Below are 14,602 nucleotides of genomic sequence, written 5' to 3' on the forward strand. Positions count from 1 at the left end.
GGGGTTTTAAATGATGGATGTCAGAAACTGCAGAAGATGTGGGAAGATTTATCTTTATGACGGAAGTCCTATCTGCCCTCAGTGCAGAAAAGAGGAAGAAGAGGATTTCAAAAAGGTGAAAGAATATCTTTATGACCATCCTGGTGCAACCTTGCCAGAAGTGTCAAACGCAACAGGCGTGTCACCAGAAAAGATTTTGAGGTTCTTAAAGGAAGAAAGGCTTGAGATTGTCGGTGAGAGCAATATTATTTTAGAGTGTGAAAGATGCGGAAAAGCAATTAAAACAGGAAGGCTTTGTGATGAGTGCAAGAAAGAAGTTGGAACAAGGTTTTTGAGCTATCTTGATGATAAAAAACTTCAAGAGTCGAAAAAGAAAAACGAAGAGTTTGCTAAAAGAAAAGAGGCGGGCTACAGGTATCTTTCGAAGGACTTAAAAGAAGATGATAGCAAGTAAAAAATTAATTAAACTTTTTTGAATTTTCTCACGATAATAACTGTAGGAAAAGCTTTTTAGATGCAGGGCAGGGATGGAAAATGAGGATAGAAGATAGAATGAGGATATTTCAGATTTACAGCCAAACAGCAAAGGTAAGCAGAGTAGAAAAGAAGCAGGAGAAAGCTTCTGCTGATAAGGTTGAAATATCAAGCGAAGCAAGAGATTTTCAGGCAGTTTTGAATGCAATTAAGCTCACACCCGATATTCGTGAGGAGAAGGTAAATGAAATAAAAAAGAAGATTGACTCTGGCACATACAACGTATCTGGCAGAGATGTTGTTGAAAAGCTAATAAGAGAGTACAAAGCTTCAAAAAAGAGTGAGTAAATTTTCTGGCTGCTTTTAAATCAATAGCAGCCTTAATGTTTATTTGTAAGCATTAAGGATTTTAATAGCAAATTAGAATTTTAGGAAGGAAGCATTGAGATGAACTATGTAGAAAGAATAATTGAGCTTTTAGAAGAAGAATATAAGGTATTTGAAAGGGTCTTGAACCTCAGCAATGAAAAAACAAAATACATTGTGGAGAACAATCTTTCAGGGATAATTGAAATTTTAAATCAGGAGAAAAAAGAAGCAGAAACAATTAGCAAGCTTGAAGAAGAAAGACAGAAAATTTTAGATGCCTTAGTAAAAGAAAAAAATAAGGCTATTTCAAATCTTAACGACCTTGCATTCATCGTCACACCAGATGAATGGCAGAAGATAAATGATTTGAAAGAAAAACTTGGTGAGATTATTTTCAAGTTAAAAAAAGCAAATGACCTTAACGCTTCTTTAGTTTCAAGTGCGCTTGAGTATATAGATTTTATGACAAATGTAATTTCATCGTATTTTTCAGACACCACTACATATCAAAAGGATGGGCAAGGAAGCTACCAAAAGAAAAACCTTTTTGATGTTAAGCTGTAGGAAAAAGGGGTTGAAATAGAATGTCGTTTTACGGGCTTGAGATTGCAAGAACAGGTATATTTGTAAACAGAAAAGGGTTAGAGGTGACATCGCACAACGTTGCCAATGCTTCAACACCGGGATATACAAGGCAGGTTTTAAATGTAAAGTCAAATCCGCCATCCAGCAAGGTTGGTTTTTACAGTCCAAAGTTTCAAGTTGGGATGGGTGCTGATGTGCAAAGCCTTCAGCAGATAAGAGACATGTTTTTGGATATGCAATACCGAAACGAATATTCACGCCAGGGAGAGTATGAAATAAAAGCTGATAACCTGAATTTTATTGAAGCCATATTCAATGAACCGAGTGATACGGGCTTATCTGCTGTTATAGACCAGTTTTTCTCAAGTTTGCAGGAGCTTTCGAAAAATCCAGAAAGCTTAACAGTGCGTGCGCTTGTTCGCCAGAGAGCTTCAGCTCTCACTGATGCGATACATAAGATGTACAAACAGCTTGAAGATTTGCAGAGCGAGCTAAATGACCAGGTATATGATAAGATTTTGGAGATAAACAGCATAGCATTCCAAATAGCAGATTTAAACCAGCAGATATTTATTTTAGAGCTTCGAGGCGAAAAGGCAAACGACCTTCGCGACCAGCGAAATCTTCTTGTTGACAAGCTCTCAAAAATTGTTGATACAACTGCTTATGAAGACAAAGATGGCAGGTTCATTGTGCAGATAGCTGGAGGAGAGACACTTGTAAATCACTTTACAGTCTATGAGCTTGAGACGGATAAATCAAAAATTATGAGAAAAAGTGGATTTGACTCAAATGGTCTTCCAACACAATTTGACACTGATGACCCACGTTCACAGCAAAATCTTTACGACGTCCCAGGACTTTTTGTTGTTATGTGGAAGGACACAGGGCAGGTTTTGAATATAAAGTCTGGTGAGCTAAAAGGGCTATTGGATATGCGCGATGGCGTTGGCGGTCTGGATGAGGACAGCCAGGCGGGTGTTGATGTTCCAAATAAAAATAGCTTTACAGGTATTCCTTATTATTTGAACAGGCTCAATGAATTTGCACAAAAGCTTATCGAGAAATTCAATGAACTTCACACACAGGGCTGGTCACTCAACGGACAAAATAGAGGCATATACTTTTTCGAGCCGCCTGTTGGTCAGACATTTTTCTATGCAAGGTATATAAAGGTCTCTGATGCCATTATGAACGACCTTAACAACATTGCAACAACTTACGATGTAAACAATCTTCCAGGTGGAAATGACCTTGTTGTTGATATGCTAAAGCTAAGAAACGACACCTCAATTTTCAAAGAAGGAAAGTTTGAAGATTTTCTAAAGTCTTTGATTTCAAACCTTGGAGTTGACTCCCAGGGGGCAAAAAACTTTGCAGAGAACCAAAAGGTTATGGTCACCCAGCTTGATAACAGACGCCAGGCAGTATCAGGTGTTTCCATAGATGAAGAGATGACAAACCTGATTAAATACCAGCATGGTTTTCAGGCATCAGCCAGAATGATTAATGCTTTTGACGAGATGCTGGATGTAATAGTCAACAGACTTGGACTTGTTGGAAGATAAGAGGCTTTTGCTAAATGAGGAGTTTGTGAGGTGAATGTGCTGTGAGAATTACAAACAATATGATGGTCAATAACTTTTTGATAAATCTGAATAAAAACCTTAGCAGATTAGATGACATTCAGTATAAAATGGCAACAGGTAAGAAAATTCGCTACCCATCAGATGATCCTGTTATAACCGCAAGGTCGCTAAGGCTCAGAACTGATGTCTCTGAAATAGAACAGCTTCAAAAAAATGTAGACGATGCAACATCCTGGGTTGACACAACAGAAAGTGCTCTTGCGGATATCAATGAAAGTCTTCAGCGGGTAAGAGAGCTTGCAGTAAGAGGTGCAAACGGAACAAACACAAAAGAGGACATGGCTCAGATTGCAAAAGAGGTTGCTCAGATAAAACAGCATATAATTCAGGTGGGAAATACAAACTATGCAGGAAGATATATCTTCTCTGGGTTTAAAACAGACACAGCACCACTGAATTCAGATGGTTCTTTTTCAGATACTGGTGGTTTTACTTCATCTGGCGGGTATCCGATTGATTTGTCGACTGGCAATAATATCATTCAGTTTGAGCTTATGAAAGCAAACTATATTGGTATTAACAAAACAGCCAACCAGATTTTTTACATCCAGGGCGAAGCGGATGAAAACAAAGGAAATCTATTTAAAGTTTTAGATAATCTGATAAATGCACTGGAAAGCGGAGATGTAAATACAGTAAACTCACTTTTAAGCGACATTGATAGGCACATCGACAACGTAGTTGCACAACGTGGTGATGTTGGAGCGCTTCAGAACAGGCTTGAGCTTATAAAAAATAGGCTGAGTGATGACAATGTGAACTTTACCACATTGCTTTCGAACAACGAGGATGTTGACATGGCAGAGATTATAATGCAGCTCAAAACCGCAGAAAATGTTTACAGGGCAGCGCTTCAGACAGGTGCCCAGATTCTGCCACCAACACTTTTGGATTTTCTAAGATTTTAAATAGCATTTGGCAGAAAAGCTTGAGGAAGTGCTAAAGATGCAAATTGCAAGGATTCAGATTCACCAGGAGTTTGTAAAGGTAAAACTTTCCCAGGAACATGTAAAGGTTAAAATAAACCAGGACAGATGCTGGGAAGAGGTAAACCTTGGCTCAACAGATTACCTTGTGCGAAGTTCTGCACAAAGAGGTTATGAGCAGGTTTTAAGGTATATAGAAAAGACAGCTGAAAATGGCAACAGGCTTGCCAGAATTGAAGATGGTGGGGAGCCTATAATTGACATCTGCATAGAAGAGGCTTTCCCAACCTATGACTACAACGTTGATATAATCCCCAAAAGCCGCCCAGAAATATATTTTGAAGGTGGCAAGGTTTATATAGATTTCGAGATGGGTAAGGTTGATGTGAGGGTATGATGGAAAAAGATAAGATTGTAAAAATCTTAAAGGAGTATTTTGAGAAAGAGGATAATGTCATATTTGCATATTTGTTTGGTTCATATGCAAAAGGGAAAGAGCGCGAGAATAGTGATGTAGACATTGCTGTGTATGTTAACGAAGAGATAGCAAATGATTCAAAAAAAGTATTAGATTTTCAAATTAAACATATGTCAAATATTTCTGATATATTAAAAAAAGAAGTTGATTTAGTAATTTTGAATCATGCCTCACCTCTATTGAGGCATGAAGTAATTTCGGAAGGCATCTTATTGGTCGAAAAAGACCATAATAAGTTAGTAAATTTCAAAAAAATGAGTTTTTATTATTATCAAGATTGGCTGAATATTATGAAAATCAAGATGATGTATATAAAGGAAAGGATATCAGCTGATGGTAAAGAAAGAATTGGTCAGTGAGAAAATAGATAGGATATGGTTCAGCTTAAATAGAATAAAAAGATTTCAAAATATGAGCTTGGAAGAATTTAAAAAAGATCAAGATGCTCAGGACATAGTTATTCATAATCTTTTTTTGATAATTCAAAATCTAATAGATATAGGAAATCATATAATAGCAGATGAAGGTTTTGAAACACCAGGTTATTATGGAGAGATTCCTGAGATATTATCAAAAGAAAAGGTTATTTCGGAAAGTTTGGCTTCAGTTTTTAAAAAAATGATTTCTTTTCGAAATATAATTGTGCATGAGTATTCAAAGATAGAATTGGCAAAAGTCTATGATATTTTAATTAACGGCATTGATGATATAAAGAAAGTCCTTAGTGAGATTATAAACTATGTGAAGCTTTAAACAATAAATCTATAAAGTAAAAGAAGAGGAGATTTAAGATGGTAGTTCAAAAATCAGTTGTAAAATCAAGAGTTTTTGGCGAGCTTGAAGTAAGCGAAGAAAACATAATATTCTTTGAAGAAGGTATTCCTGCGTTTGAGAATTTAAAAAAATTTGTCATCATAAAAGAAGACGAAAGTCCATTTTATTGGCTTCAGTCAATTGAAGACAAAGATATTGCTTTTGTAATAATCAATCCTTTTGAAATAAAACCAGACTATGAATTTGATTTGCCAGATGAAGTTGTAAGTAAATTAGAAATAGACTCTCCTCAAAATGTTGCAGTTTTTTGCATTGTTGTAATTCCAGAAGATGTAAAGCAAACAAGAGTAAATCTCAAAGCTCCAATTATTATAAATGTGAACAAGAGAAAGGGAATGCAATATCTTTTAGATGATGAAAGGTATCCTCTGAGATATTACCTCTTTGAAAATTCAAATTCAAATGTGCAGAAATGAGGTATATAAAAGATGCTTGTTCTTTCGCGCAAAGTTGGCGACCAGATTTTAATTGGAGAGGATATAATCATAAAAGTCATAAGCATAGAAAAGGACTGTGTAAAACTTGGCATTGAAGCTCCAAAAAATGTCAAGGTTTTACGATATGAGCTGCTTCAAGAAGTAAAGAGCGAAAATGTTGAAGCGTTGCATGGAAGAGAGAGACTCAACAAAATTAAAGATTTAAAAGAGATTTTGTCTGATGAGCAAGGATGAAATTGTAAAATTTAAAAATGTTAGAGGACCACTAAAGGCAGGAACAAGACCTGCCTTTTTATTTTTGGTGGGATAATTTTATAAGGATAGACTCAAAAATTTAAAGTATACTTTAAAAAATTAGCTTAAAAATATAAAGTATACTTTATATTTTTGGGCTAAAAATTTAAAGCATACTTTATAAAATGCAAAAAGATTTTGAAAGCAAAACCAAAAATATATATATCTGATCCTGCTATTAGAAATGCAGTTTTGATGATAGACAATCTCTTCACCGACAGCAAAGAACTTGGAATTACAGTTGAAACAGCCATTTTTAAGCATGTATATAACTTTTACAGCGAAGCAAATGCAAAGATAGGTTATTTTAGAAAATCAACTGATAATCAAAAAGAGATTGATATAGTTGTTGAGTTTCCAAATGGGAAAAGCCTGATTGAGGTAAAATTTAGAGAGGATAGCACACTTCCTGAGAGTGATGCAATTGTGGAGATGTGCCAAAAAGAAAAAGATATAATCTCAGCAATGCTTATTACAAAGAGAGCAGAAGATTATGAAAAGGCCGAAGTTTCAGCAAAAGTTCCAATAATAAAGATTCCTGCTTTTGTGTTTATGTATTTGTTTGGGAGAAGGTAATTAAGAGTGTTATTTTGTAAATTTTGTGGGTAATAAATGTATCAAAGAATAAAAAATGAGGTGGTGTTTCTGGTGGGAGCAAATATTTCATTAGGCGATATTGTTTATTGGTTTTTTCAGATTAAACGGTTGTTTTACAATACAAAACTTTATCGTGCATAACGAAAGGAATGCGGTACAAGAGACCGAAGTCGACCTTTTAGCTGTTAGATTTCCAGGTAGGAAAGAATTAGATATGCGCGACCATCCTATCTTCTCAAATCAAAAGGTGCAGTTATTTATTGTTGAAGGAAAATTGAATGAATGTTCGTTTAACTCTGCGACAAAACGAAATTTCGATGAAATTTTGCGACGAGTGGGTTTTGTTCAGGATGAAGAGGCAGAGAAGGTTAAAGAATGTCTGAATGCTAACGGGAAATGGGAAGATGATAAAAGATATATAGAATTAATTTTAGTCACGAAGAATAGAAATAATAAGAATAGAAATCATATAAATGACATAGGAAGACATCTTTCATTAAAAGACGATATCTTACCGTTTATTTATCAAAGATTTCGACAATATCACGAACAAAAAAAACAGCATAGGCAATGGCCCAAATCTGGCAAGTTATTATTCAGACTGGCATCAAAGCTTGATGAAAATGCTTTTATTGAAGAGATCTTACTAAATGTTGTAGCAGAGTAATTAGAAATTTTTTTGAATTTGAGCTAAACTACAAAAACTATTTCACCGATATATATATTGAAAACAAAACAAAGCTTCACAGGGACGTGAAGCCAAAAAATTAAATTCAGGGAGGATGTTGTTAAGATGCGTATTAATAATAACATTATGGCTATGAACACTTACAGACAGATGGGAATTAACAATACTCAGTTGGCTAAATCAGTTGAAAAACTTTCATCAGGTTTGAGAATCAACAGAGCAGGCGATGATGCAGCAGGTCTCTCAATTTCAGAAAAGATGAGAGCTCAAATTAGAGGTTTGCAACAGGCTTCGAGAAATGCTCAAGATGGTATTTCAATGATTCAAACAGCTGAGGGTGCTTTAAACGAAGTGCATTCTATTTTACAAAGAATGAGAGAATTGGCAGTCCAAGCAGCAAATGATACGAACGTAACAGTTGATAGAAAAGCTTTAGATGATGAATTTCAACAATTAATATCGGAAATTGAAAGAATTGCAAATAATACTCAGTTTAATGAACAAGATATTCTTAAAGCTGATTTTACAGCTAATATTCAAGTGGGAGCTAACAAGAGTCAGGTTATAACACTAAGTTGGAGAAAACAAAAGGCAAGTTCATTAGGTGAAGATCAGATTACTTTATTGAAATACAAGGTTGCTTCGGGGGTAAGTATAGCTTTAACCATCAGTACCTATTCTAAAGCTCAAATTTCTATTTCTGCAATTAATCAAGCTATTGTATCAGTATCTAAATCACGCTCTAAAATGGGAGCATTGCAGAACAGACTTGAACATACAATTGCAAACTTGGATAATGCAGCTGAAAACTTGCAAGCAGCAGAGTCAAGAATTAGAGATGTCGATATGGCAAAAGAAATGATGAATTTCACAAAACTTAACATTTTGAATCAGGCTGCGACAGCTATGCTTGCACAAGCAAATCAACTTCCACAGGCTGTTTTGCAGTTACTCAGATAGTTAGCGATGAGTTTGCTTAGGAAAGGAGAGATAGGCTGATACTTTTTTAAATAAAGTATCAGCCTATTTTTTAACATAATGTTGTTATGTTGCTAAGTAGTATTGAAATCTAAAGAAAAGGAAAGGAATAATGAATTATGAAAGAAATTAAAGCAATCATTAAAGATAAGATAGATCAAGTTGTTGAATGTTTTCGTACTCAGAATGAGGGAAAAGCATACTCAGCTTTAATAGAATTGATTGATATACTAATCACGTATTATAATGAAAATAAGGAAGAAGAAGATATAGAGACATTACAAGAACTTTTAAAAGCAATAGAAAATAGAGATATGGTTTTAATTGCAGATATACTGGAGTATGAGCTAAAAGATAAGTTTTGATGCTATTAAATCAAATGAAGGTGAAATAGGAAGATGACATTGTGCGACTGCAATTTACAATATTTAAAAAATGCATATAAAGAGATTTACAATTTAATAATGAAAATAGGTAAGAATGAAAGTGTGATGAATAGTGTTACTGTTGAAAAAGCAAAAAACGGAGACTTAACTTTGAAATATTATGATGGGAGTAATTTTTATTATATCCATAGCAATTATAACCCTCGAAAAGAAGCAGAAAAATTTATAGGACAAAATATTATTAATGATATCGAATATTATATTGTATTTGGATTTGGATTAGGTTATCATGTGGTAGAACTTCTAAAATATGAATTTGTGAAAAATGTTTTTGTATTCGAGTTTAATAATGAAATTTTCTTAAATGCTTTGAAAACAATAAAAATTGCTTCTATTTTGGAAGATGAGAGAGTACATTTTTTCTTGATTGAAAATATAGAGGTCTTTAATAGGTGTTTGCAAAACATATTAAATAGGATACCGATAGATAATTACAAGATAATTTATCACGAACCTTTAATCAGATCTATACCACCAAAGATGAAAAACATAAGAGATCTGCTATTAGAATTTAAAATATTAGATTCAACTTTTAATAATAATGAAAATTATAATATTCTCAAAGATAATTTTGAAAGCAATATTTTGACTTATGATAAACCCATTAATGAACTTTTTAATTGCTATAGGAATGTGCCTGCAATAATAATTGCCGCTGGACCATCATTAGAAGAAAATATTGAAAAAATTAGAAAATTAAGAAGTGATATAATAGTAATTGCAGTTTCAAGGGTTTCAAAAAATCTACTACAGAATGGAATAATTCCAGATTACATTGCGGTAAGTGATCCATTTCCAATTGTGCAAGAACATTTAACCAATATAAGTAGCAAATTCAATATTCCACTTGTAGCTCTTTCAACTGCGTATAAAGGAGTTATAAATGAATGGAGTAGTACTAAATACCTTGCATTCCAAAAAAATTTTAATTTAGCTGAAGAATATGCTAAAGGAAATTCATTAGAAACATTAGAAGTGGGAGGTTCGGTTTCTACATTAGCGGTTGAAGTAGCAATTAAATTTGGATGTAATCCTATAATATTTGTAGGATTGGATTTGGCATTTACTGGCAATAAAGTACATGCTTTTGAAGGTTCTGTGATTCACAATTATAATAATTTAATAGAAACAACAAATTATTTAGGTGAAAAAATTTATACAAATCATAGTTTAAATATATTTAGAAGAGGGATAGAAAGAAAGATAGAAAATAACAAGCATATAACTTTTATTAATACATCTTTAAGAGGAGCCAAAATTGAGGGAACTATACCAATGCATCTAGACGAAATTATTAAATTGCTATAATTCACCTTAACTTTACTTAAAAATATGTGAGGTTATCAAGAATGAATGTAAAGGTAAAAAATATCTCAGTAGATAGAGGCATAAAAATAATCGAAGCATTGAAGATATTAAATGATACAGGAAAGGGTATTTTATTAGTAATAGATGAAAATGAAAAATTAATAGGGACTTTGACAGACGGTGATATTAGAAGGGCATTATTGAAAGGTTACAAGTTAGAAGATAAGATAGAGGATATTGTCCACTATAATCCTGTTATTGCCTCTAAGGAGTTGAATAATGAGGAATTAAAAGAATTATTTATAAAAAAAGCTGTAAAGCAAATCCCTATTGTTGATGAAGAGTCTCGAGTTGTAGACCTAATTTCAATTGAAGAAATATTGATTCCAAAAGGAAAAGAAAATATAGTGTTTATTTTAGCAGGTGGGAAAGGAACAAGACTGAGAGAATTGACAAAAGAAATTCCTAAACCCATGCTAAAAGTTGGTAATGAACCTCTTCTCCATCATATTATTAATAGTTTTAAGCAATATGGATTTTATAGATTTATAATCTCGGTTAATTATAAGTCGGAAATAATTGAAAATTATTTCCAGAATGGATATTTGCATGGAGTTAAAATTGATTATATAAAAGAGACAAAACCATTGGGGACAGCTGGGAGTATAAGATTGGCAAAGGAGCTTATCGATGGACCTTTTTATGTTGTTAATGGTGATGTATATACTACACTCAATTTTGAAAGAATGTTAAATTATCATTTAGAACAAGGCTTTGATATAACAGTAGGTGTGAAGAATTTTCAATATCAAATTCCTTATGGTGTAGTAGAAAGTAAGGATAAAGAAATTATAGATATAGTTGAGAAGCCAATTATTAATTACTTAATTAACGCTGGTATCTACTGTTTAAATCCAAATGTGATTGATTTTATACCTTTTGATGAATATTTTGAAATAACTGATTTAATCAAAAGATGCATATTAGGAGGCAAAAGAGTTGGATATTATGAAATTAATGAATATTGGGTAGACATAGGTCAAGTAGAAGATTATTATAAAATAAATGAAGACTTTAAAAGTAATAAAGTAGGTGAAAAAAGTGATAGAGAATGAAGAGATTGTAGCCATTATTCCAGCTCGAGGAGGTTCAAAAGGGATAAAAAATAAAAACATCAAGTTGTTAGCAGGAAAACCTCTCATTAGTTATACCATTGAGGAAGCATGTAAAAGTAAATATATTGATAGGGTTATAGTTTCAACAGATGATGAACAGATTGCAGAAGTTAGTTTAAAATATGGTGCTGAAGTGCCGTTTCTGAGACCTAAGGAATTGGCACAGGATGATACACCGGGGATTGAACCAATATTGCATGCTATAAAATGGTTAGAAGAGAAAGAAAATTATAAGCCCAAATATGTTATGTGTCTGCAATGTACATCACCATTGAGGAGAGTGTATCACATTGACGAAGCTCTTGAGATGATAAAAGAAAAGCAAGCTCCGGCTTTAGTAAGTGTGTGTGAGAGTGAGGTTAATCCTTATTGGATGAAGGTTATGGATGAAAACAACAGACTTATAGATTTTATAAAAACCAATACTAACTTCTATAGAAGACAAGATTTACCAACAATATTTCGGTTAAATGGTGCTATATATGTAGCAGAAAGAGAAATATTGCTTGAAAGGAAAACATGGTTTTTAGAAGAGACTATAGGGTATATAATGGATAGATATTCTTCTATCGACATTGATGATATGATGGATTTTAATTTTGCTGAGTTTTTGATAAAAAAGGAGAGAGAAAGCATATGAACAATTATTTTGATAAAAGTAAGTGCTTTATTATAGCAGAAGCAGGAGTAAACCATAATGGAGACATAAATATTGCGAAAAAACTTATAGATGTAGCTTTTGAAGCGGGAGCTGATGCAATAAAATTTCAAACTTTCAAGTCAGAAAACCTTGTAACCAAGGATGCTCCTAAAGCTCCCTATCAGGAAAGTTTAACATGGTATGGTACACAGTTTGAAATGCTTAAGAAATTAGAGTTATCTTATGATGATTATAAGATATTAAAGCGGTATTGTGATGAAAAAGGAATAATATTTATATCAACTCCATTTGATTTTGAAAGTGTAGATTTGCTTGAAAAACTCGATGTGCCCTTATATAAGGTAAGTTCAGGAGATTTGACAAATTTACCTTTATTAAAATATATTGCTAGATTTAATAAACCTGTAATAATATCAACGGGCATGGCAAACTTAGGTGAAGTTGAAATGGCAGTGAATACAATAAAGAAATGTGGAAATGGCAATATTGCATTATTACACTGTACTTCAAGTTATCCGACAGATTATGGAGATGTAAATTTAACAGCTATGTTAACTTTGAAAAATGCATTCAAGCTTCCTGTAGGATATTCAGACCACACTACAGGTATAGAAGTTGCTATAGCTGCTGTTGCAATGGGAGCAGTAATTATAGAGAAGCATTTTACATTAGACAAAAACTTGAAAGGACCAGACCATAGATTTTCTCTTACTCCCGATGAATTAAAAGCTTTTATAAAAAGTATAAGAAATGTAGAAATGGCATTGGGAGATGGTATAAAAAGATGTCTTGAAAGTGAAAAAGAAAATAAATTCTTTTCTAGAAAAAGTATAGTAGCTAAGAGAACAATTAAGAAGGGTGAAAGAATAGAAGCTGATATGGTAGATTTTAAGAGACCCGAAAAGGGATTACCTCCAACTATGCTTGAATATATTTTGGGCAAAAGAGCTGTATGTGATATAGAAAAGGATACTTTTATTGATTTTGATAAAATAGGGTGATTTTAATGGAGAAGAATAAATGCATATTTTTGGATAGAGATGGGACAATTAATGTCTATAAAGGATTGATAAGTAGGCCTGAGGATTTAGAATTAGAAAAAAATGCTGCTGAGGCTATTAAAATGATAAATGAAAGTGAATATTTATGTATAGTTGTTTCTAATCAACCCGTTGTAGCAAAAAATTTGTGTAGTCTAGAGGAATTATGGAGAATCAATGATAGATTAAGAAAATTGTTAGAAGAAAAAGGGGCCTATTTAGATGACATATTTGTATGTCCCCATCATCCTGATAAAGGTTATCCTGGAGAGAATACTGAATTTAAAATTAGGTGTAATTGTCGAAAACCAGATATAGGAATGATTGAAATGGCACGACAGAAATATAATATTGATTTGTCTAAGTCATATATAATAGGAGACAGTACAATTGATATACAAACAGGTATCAATTGTAATATGAAAACTATACTTGTAAAAACCGGTTTAGGAGGTTCTGATAAAATTTATAGAGTGTGTCCAGATTATATAGCTAATAATCTTTATGAGGCAGTAAATTTAATTTTAGGAGATAAACCTAAATGGAATTATTAAGGCAGAATGGGTGGAGTTCCTCTCAAAGAATAAGTGTAATTTTATGTTATTGCCTAATATGATGGCCCTACTTTTGGAAGTTTGTGAGGCAAAGTAAATTGAAAATAAAAATTAAAATTTAATTCCAATATTACGCACTATTCAATTATAAAAATTTATGTGAGGTAACTACTATGAAAGTTTTAGTTGAAGGTATAGGTAGTATGGTTTTTGGATCTCAATTAAAGTATTATAATGAGTTGAATTGGCAACTTATAGGTATCGATATTACTAACAAATCCTTTGGTCTTTACAAGGTATTAAAGCCATATATTGTTCCTAAATATTCTGATAAAAGATGCTTTGAGGTAATAGAAGAGATAATTAGCAAAGAAAAAGTTGATTTAGTATTTTGTACTGTTGATGAAGGGTTACTTGAATGGAGTAAGCGAAAGGAATATTTTAAAAAGAAATACAATACAAATGTTGTTATATCAGATAAAGAAGTAATAGAAATTTGTGTAGATAAGTGGAAAACATATATTTTTTTGAAGAAAATGGTATACCCACACCGAAAACTTCTTTAAAAAGTGATTATGATTTAATTAAACCCAGATTTGGCAGGGGCAGTAAAGGGATTTACTACAAAAATGTTTTACCAGAGGATTTTGATATGAATGGATATATTTCTCAAGAATTAGTTAAAGGTGAAGAATATACAATTGATGTATTATGTGATTTAGGATCAAATCCTATATATATTATTCCAAGAAAAAGAATTGAAACTGAATCGGGTGTATCTACCAAGAGTGTTACAGTATACGATGAACAAATAATAGAGTATACTAAATTTATTGTTTCTAAGCTGAAGCCTATTGGAATTATAAATATACAATGTTTTAAAGATAAGGATAAGTTGAATTTTATTGAGATAAATCCTAGAATGGCAGGTGGAATTTCTTTATCATTTGCTTCTTCTGATAATTGGTTTAAGGCTATAGAGTGTTTCTTTTATAATAAAGAATATGTTCCCAAGAAGGTTATTTATAGTAACTACATGTTTAGATTTTATAATGATTTAATTATTCATGAAAGTAACCTTTTACAAGAATAAAGTAGAAATTATGGTT

The 14,602-nt window shown here is 32.6% G+C and carries 21 protein-coding genes; all 21 read left to right on the forward strand.

The genetic code is table 11. The annotated features are described in order from the left end of the window. The first annotated feature begins 13 nt into the window (after positions 1-13). The 21 genes from OTK01_RS05295 to OTK01_RS05395 all read left to right on the forward strand — a co-directional run bounded on the left by OTK01_RS05295 (position 14) and on the right by OTK01_RS05395 (position 14,586). Complete coding sequence (locus tag OTK01_RS05295; protein WP_013432942.1) at positions 14-454, forward strand: TIGR03826 family flagellar region protein; 441 nt, start codon at positions 14-16, stop codon at positions 452-454. A gap of 80 nt (positions 455-534) precedes the next feature. Beyond that, positions 535-822, forward strand: a complete 288-nt coding sequence (flgM, locus tag OTK01_RS05300; RefSeq protein ID WP_013432941.1) for a flagellar biosynthesis anti-sigma factor FlgM — start codon at positions 535-537, stop codon at positions 820-822. Positions 823-921: 99 nt separating this feature from the next. Then, complete coding sequence (locus OTK01_RS05305; RefSeq protein WP_029228660.1) at positions 922-1,407, forward strand: flagellar protein FlgN; 486 nt, start codon at positions 922-924, stop codon at positions 1,405-1,407. Between the two features lie 20 nt (positions 1,408-1,427). Then, positions 1,428-2,996 carry a flagellar hook-associated protein FlgK gene (gene flgK, locus OTK01_RS05310; RefSeq protein WP_029228661.1) on the forward strand — a complete coding sequence of 523 codons (1,569 nt, stop codon included), beginning with the start codon at positions 1,428-1,430 and terminating at the stop codon, positions 2,994-2,996. Positions 2,997-3,037: 41 nt separating this feature from the next. After that, positions 3,038-3,985: a flagellar hook-associated protein FlgL gene (gene flgL / locus OTK01_RS05315; protein WP_013432938.1), complete on the forward strand. Its 948-nt coding sequence runs from the start codon at positions 3,038-3,040 to the stop codon at positions 3,983-3,985. A 37-nt stretch (positions 3,986-4,022) separates the two neighbouring features. Continuing rightward, positions 4,023-4,400, forward strand: a complete 378-nt coding sequence (locus OTK01_RS05320) for a DUF6470 family protein (RefSeq protein WP_029228662.1) — start codon at positions 4,023-4,025, stop codon at positions 4,398-4,400. Continuing rightward, the gene (gene mntA, locus OTK01_RS05325) at positions 4,397-4,840 is read left to right on the forward strand and encodes a type VII toxin-antitoxin system MntA family adenylyltransferase antitoxin (protein ID WP_232841695.1); all 444 of its coding nucleotides are present in this window, start codon (positions 4,397-4,399) and stop codon (positions 4,838-4,840) included. The genes OTK01_RS05320 and mntA overlap by 4 nt, the downstream gene beginning before the upstream one ends. Beyond that, positions 4,815-5,234: a type VII toxin-antitoxin system HepT family RNase toxin gene (gene hepT, locus OTK01_RS05330; RefSeq protein WP_014042479.1), complete on the forward strand. Its 420-nt coding sequence runs from the start codon at positions 4,815-4,817 to the stop codon at positions 5,232-5,234. Before mntA ends, hepT begins: the two co-directional genes overlap by 26 nt. Before the next feature lie 38 nt (positions 5,235-5,272). Beyond that, entirely contained in the window at positions 5,273-5,731 is a 459-nt protein-coding gene (fliW, locus tag OTK01_RS05335; RefSeq protein WP_029228664.1) for a flagellar assembly protein FliW, read from the forward strand. Positions 5,732-5,743: 12 nt separating this feature from the next. Further along, the gene (gene csrA / locus OTK01_RS05340; RefSeq protein ID WP_029228665.1) at positions 5,744-5,986 is read left to right on the forward strand and encodes a carbon storage regulator CsrA; all 243 of its coding nucleotides are present in this window, start codon (positions 5,744-5,746) and stop codon (positions 5,984-5,986) included. A 180-nt stretch (positions 5,987-6,166) separates the two neighbouring features. Further along, positions 6,167-6,622 carry a DUF4143 domain-containing protein gene (locus tag OTK01_RS05345; protein WP_333782354.1) on the forward strand — a complete coding sequence of 152 codons (456 nt, stop codon included), beginning with the start codon at positions 6,167-6,169 and terminating at the stop codon, positions 6,620-6,622. Between the two features lie 235 nt (positions 6,623-6,857). Beyond that, a complete protein-coding gene (locus OTK01_RS05350) occupies positions 6,858-7,310 on the forward strand; it encodes a hypothetical protein (protein WP_269011788.1) in 453 nt (150 codons plus the stop codon). 126 nt (positions 7,311-7,436) lie between these two features. After that, complete coding sequence (locus OTK01_RS05355) at positions 7,437-8,291, forward strand: flagellin N-terminal helical domain-containing protein (RefSeq protein ID WP_029228668.1); 855 nt, start codon at positions 7,437-7,439, stop codon at positions 8,289-8,291. A gap of 137 nt (positions 8,292-8,428) precedes the next feature. Beyond that, positions 8,429-8,674: a hypothetical protein gene (locus OTK01_RS05360; RefSeq protein ID WP_029228669.1), complete on the forward strand. Its 246-nt coding sequence runs from the start codon at positions 8,429-8,431 to the stop codon at positions 8,672-8,674. Between the two features lie 33 nt (positions 8,675-8,707). Continuing rightward, positions 8,708-10,063 carry a motility associated factor glycosyltransferase family protein gene (locus OTK01_RS05365; protein WP_029228670.1) on the forward strand — a complete coding sequence of 452 codons (1,356 nt, stop codon included), beginning with the start codon at positions 8,708-8,710 and terminating at the stop codon, positions 10,061-10,063. Between the two features lie 41 nt (positions 10,064-10,104). Next, the gene (locus OTK01_RS05370; protein WP_029228671.1) at positions 10,105-11,178 is read left to right on the forward strand and encodes a nucleotidyltransferase family protein; all 1,074 of its coding nucleotides are present in this window, start codon (positions 10,105-10,107) and stop codon (positions 11,176-11,178) included. Next, positions 11,165-11,878 carry an acylneuraminate cytidylyltransferase family protein gene (locus OTK01_RS05375; RefSeq protein ID WP_029228672.1) on the forward strand — a complete coding sequence of 238 codons (714 nt, stop codon included), beginning with the start codon at positions 11,165-11,167 and terminating at the stop codon, positions 11,876-11,878. Before OTK01_RS05370 ends, OTK01_RS05375 begins: the two co-directional genes overlap by 14 nt. Continuing rightward, a complete protein-coding gene (gene neuB, locus OTK01_RS05380) occupies positions 11,875-12,900 on the forward strand; it encodes an N-acetylneuraminate synthase (protein WP_029228673.1) in 1,026 nt (341 codons plus the stop codon). Before OTK01_RS05375 ends, neuB begins: the two co-directional genes overlap by 4 nt. A gap of 5 nt (positions 12,901-12,905) precedes the next feature. Further along, a complete protein-coding gene (locus OTK01_RS05385; protein ID WP_029228674.1) occupies positions 12,906-13,493 on the forward strand; it encodes a D-glycero-alpha-D-manno-heptose-1,7-bisphosphate 7-phosphatase in 588 nt (195 codons plus the stop codon). A gap of 173 nt (positions 13,494-13,666) precedes the next feature. Further along, on the forward strand, positions 13,667-14,059 hold the full coding sequence (locus OTK01_RS05390; RefSeq protein WP_269011789.1) for an ATP-grasp domain-containing protein: 393 nt from the start codon (positions 13,667-13,669) through the stop codon (positions 14,057-14,059). Continuing rightward, positions 14,002-14,586 carry an ATP-grasp domain-containing protein gene (locus OTK01_RS05395; protein WP_269011790.1) on the forward strand — a complete coding sequence of 195 codons (585 nt, stop codon included), beginning with the start codon at positions 14,002-14,004 and terminating at the stop codon, positions 14,584-14,586. The genes OTK01_RS05390 and OTK01_RS05395 overlap by 58 nt, the downstream gene beginning before the upstream one ends. Positions 14,587-14,602 lie beyond the last annotated feature (16 nt).

The sequence above is a fragment of the Caldicellulosiruptor acetigenus genome, from assembly GCF_026914305.1.
Taxonomy (GTDB): Bacteria; Bacillota; Thermoanaerobacteria; order Caldicellulosiruptorales; family Caldicellulosiruptoraceae; genus Caldicellulosiruptor; species Caldicellulosiruptor acetigenus.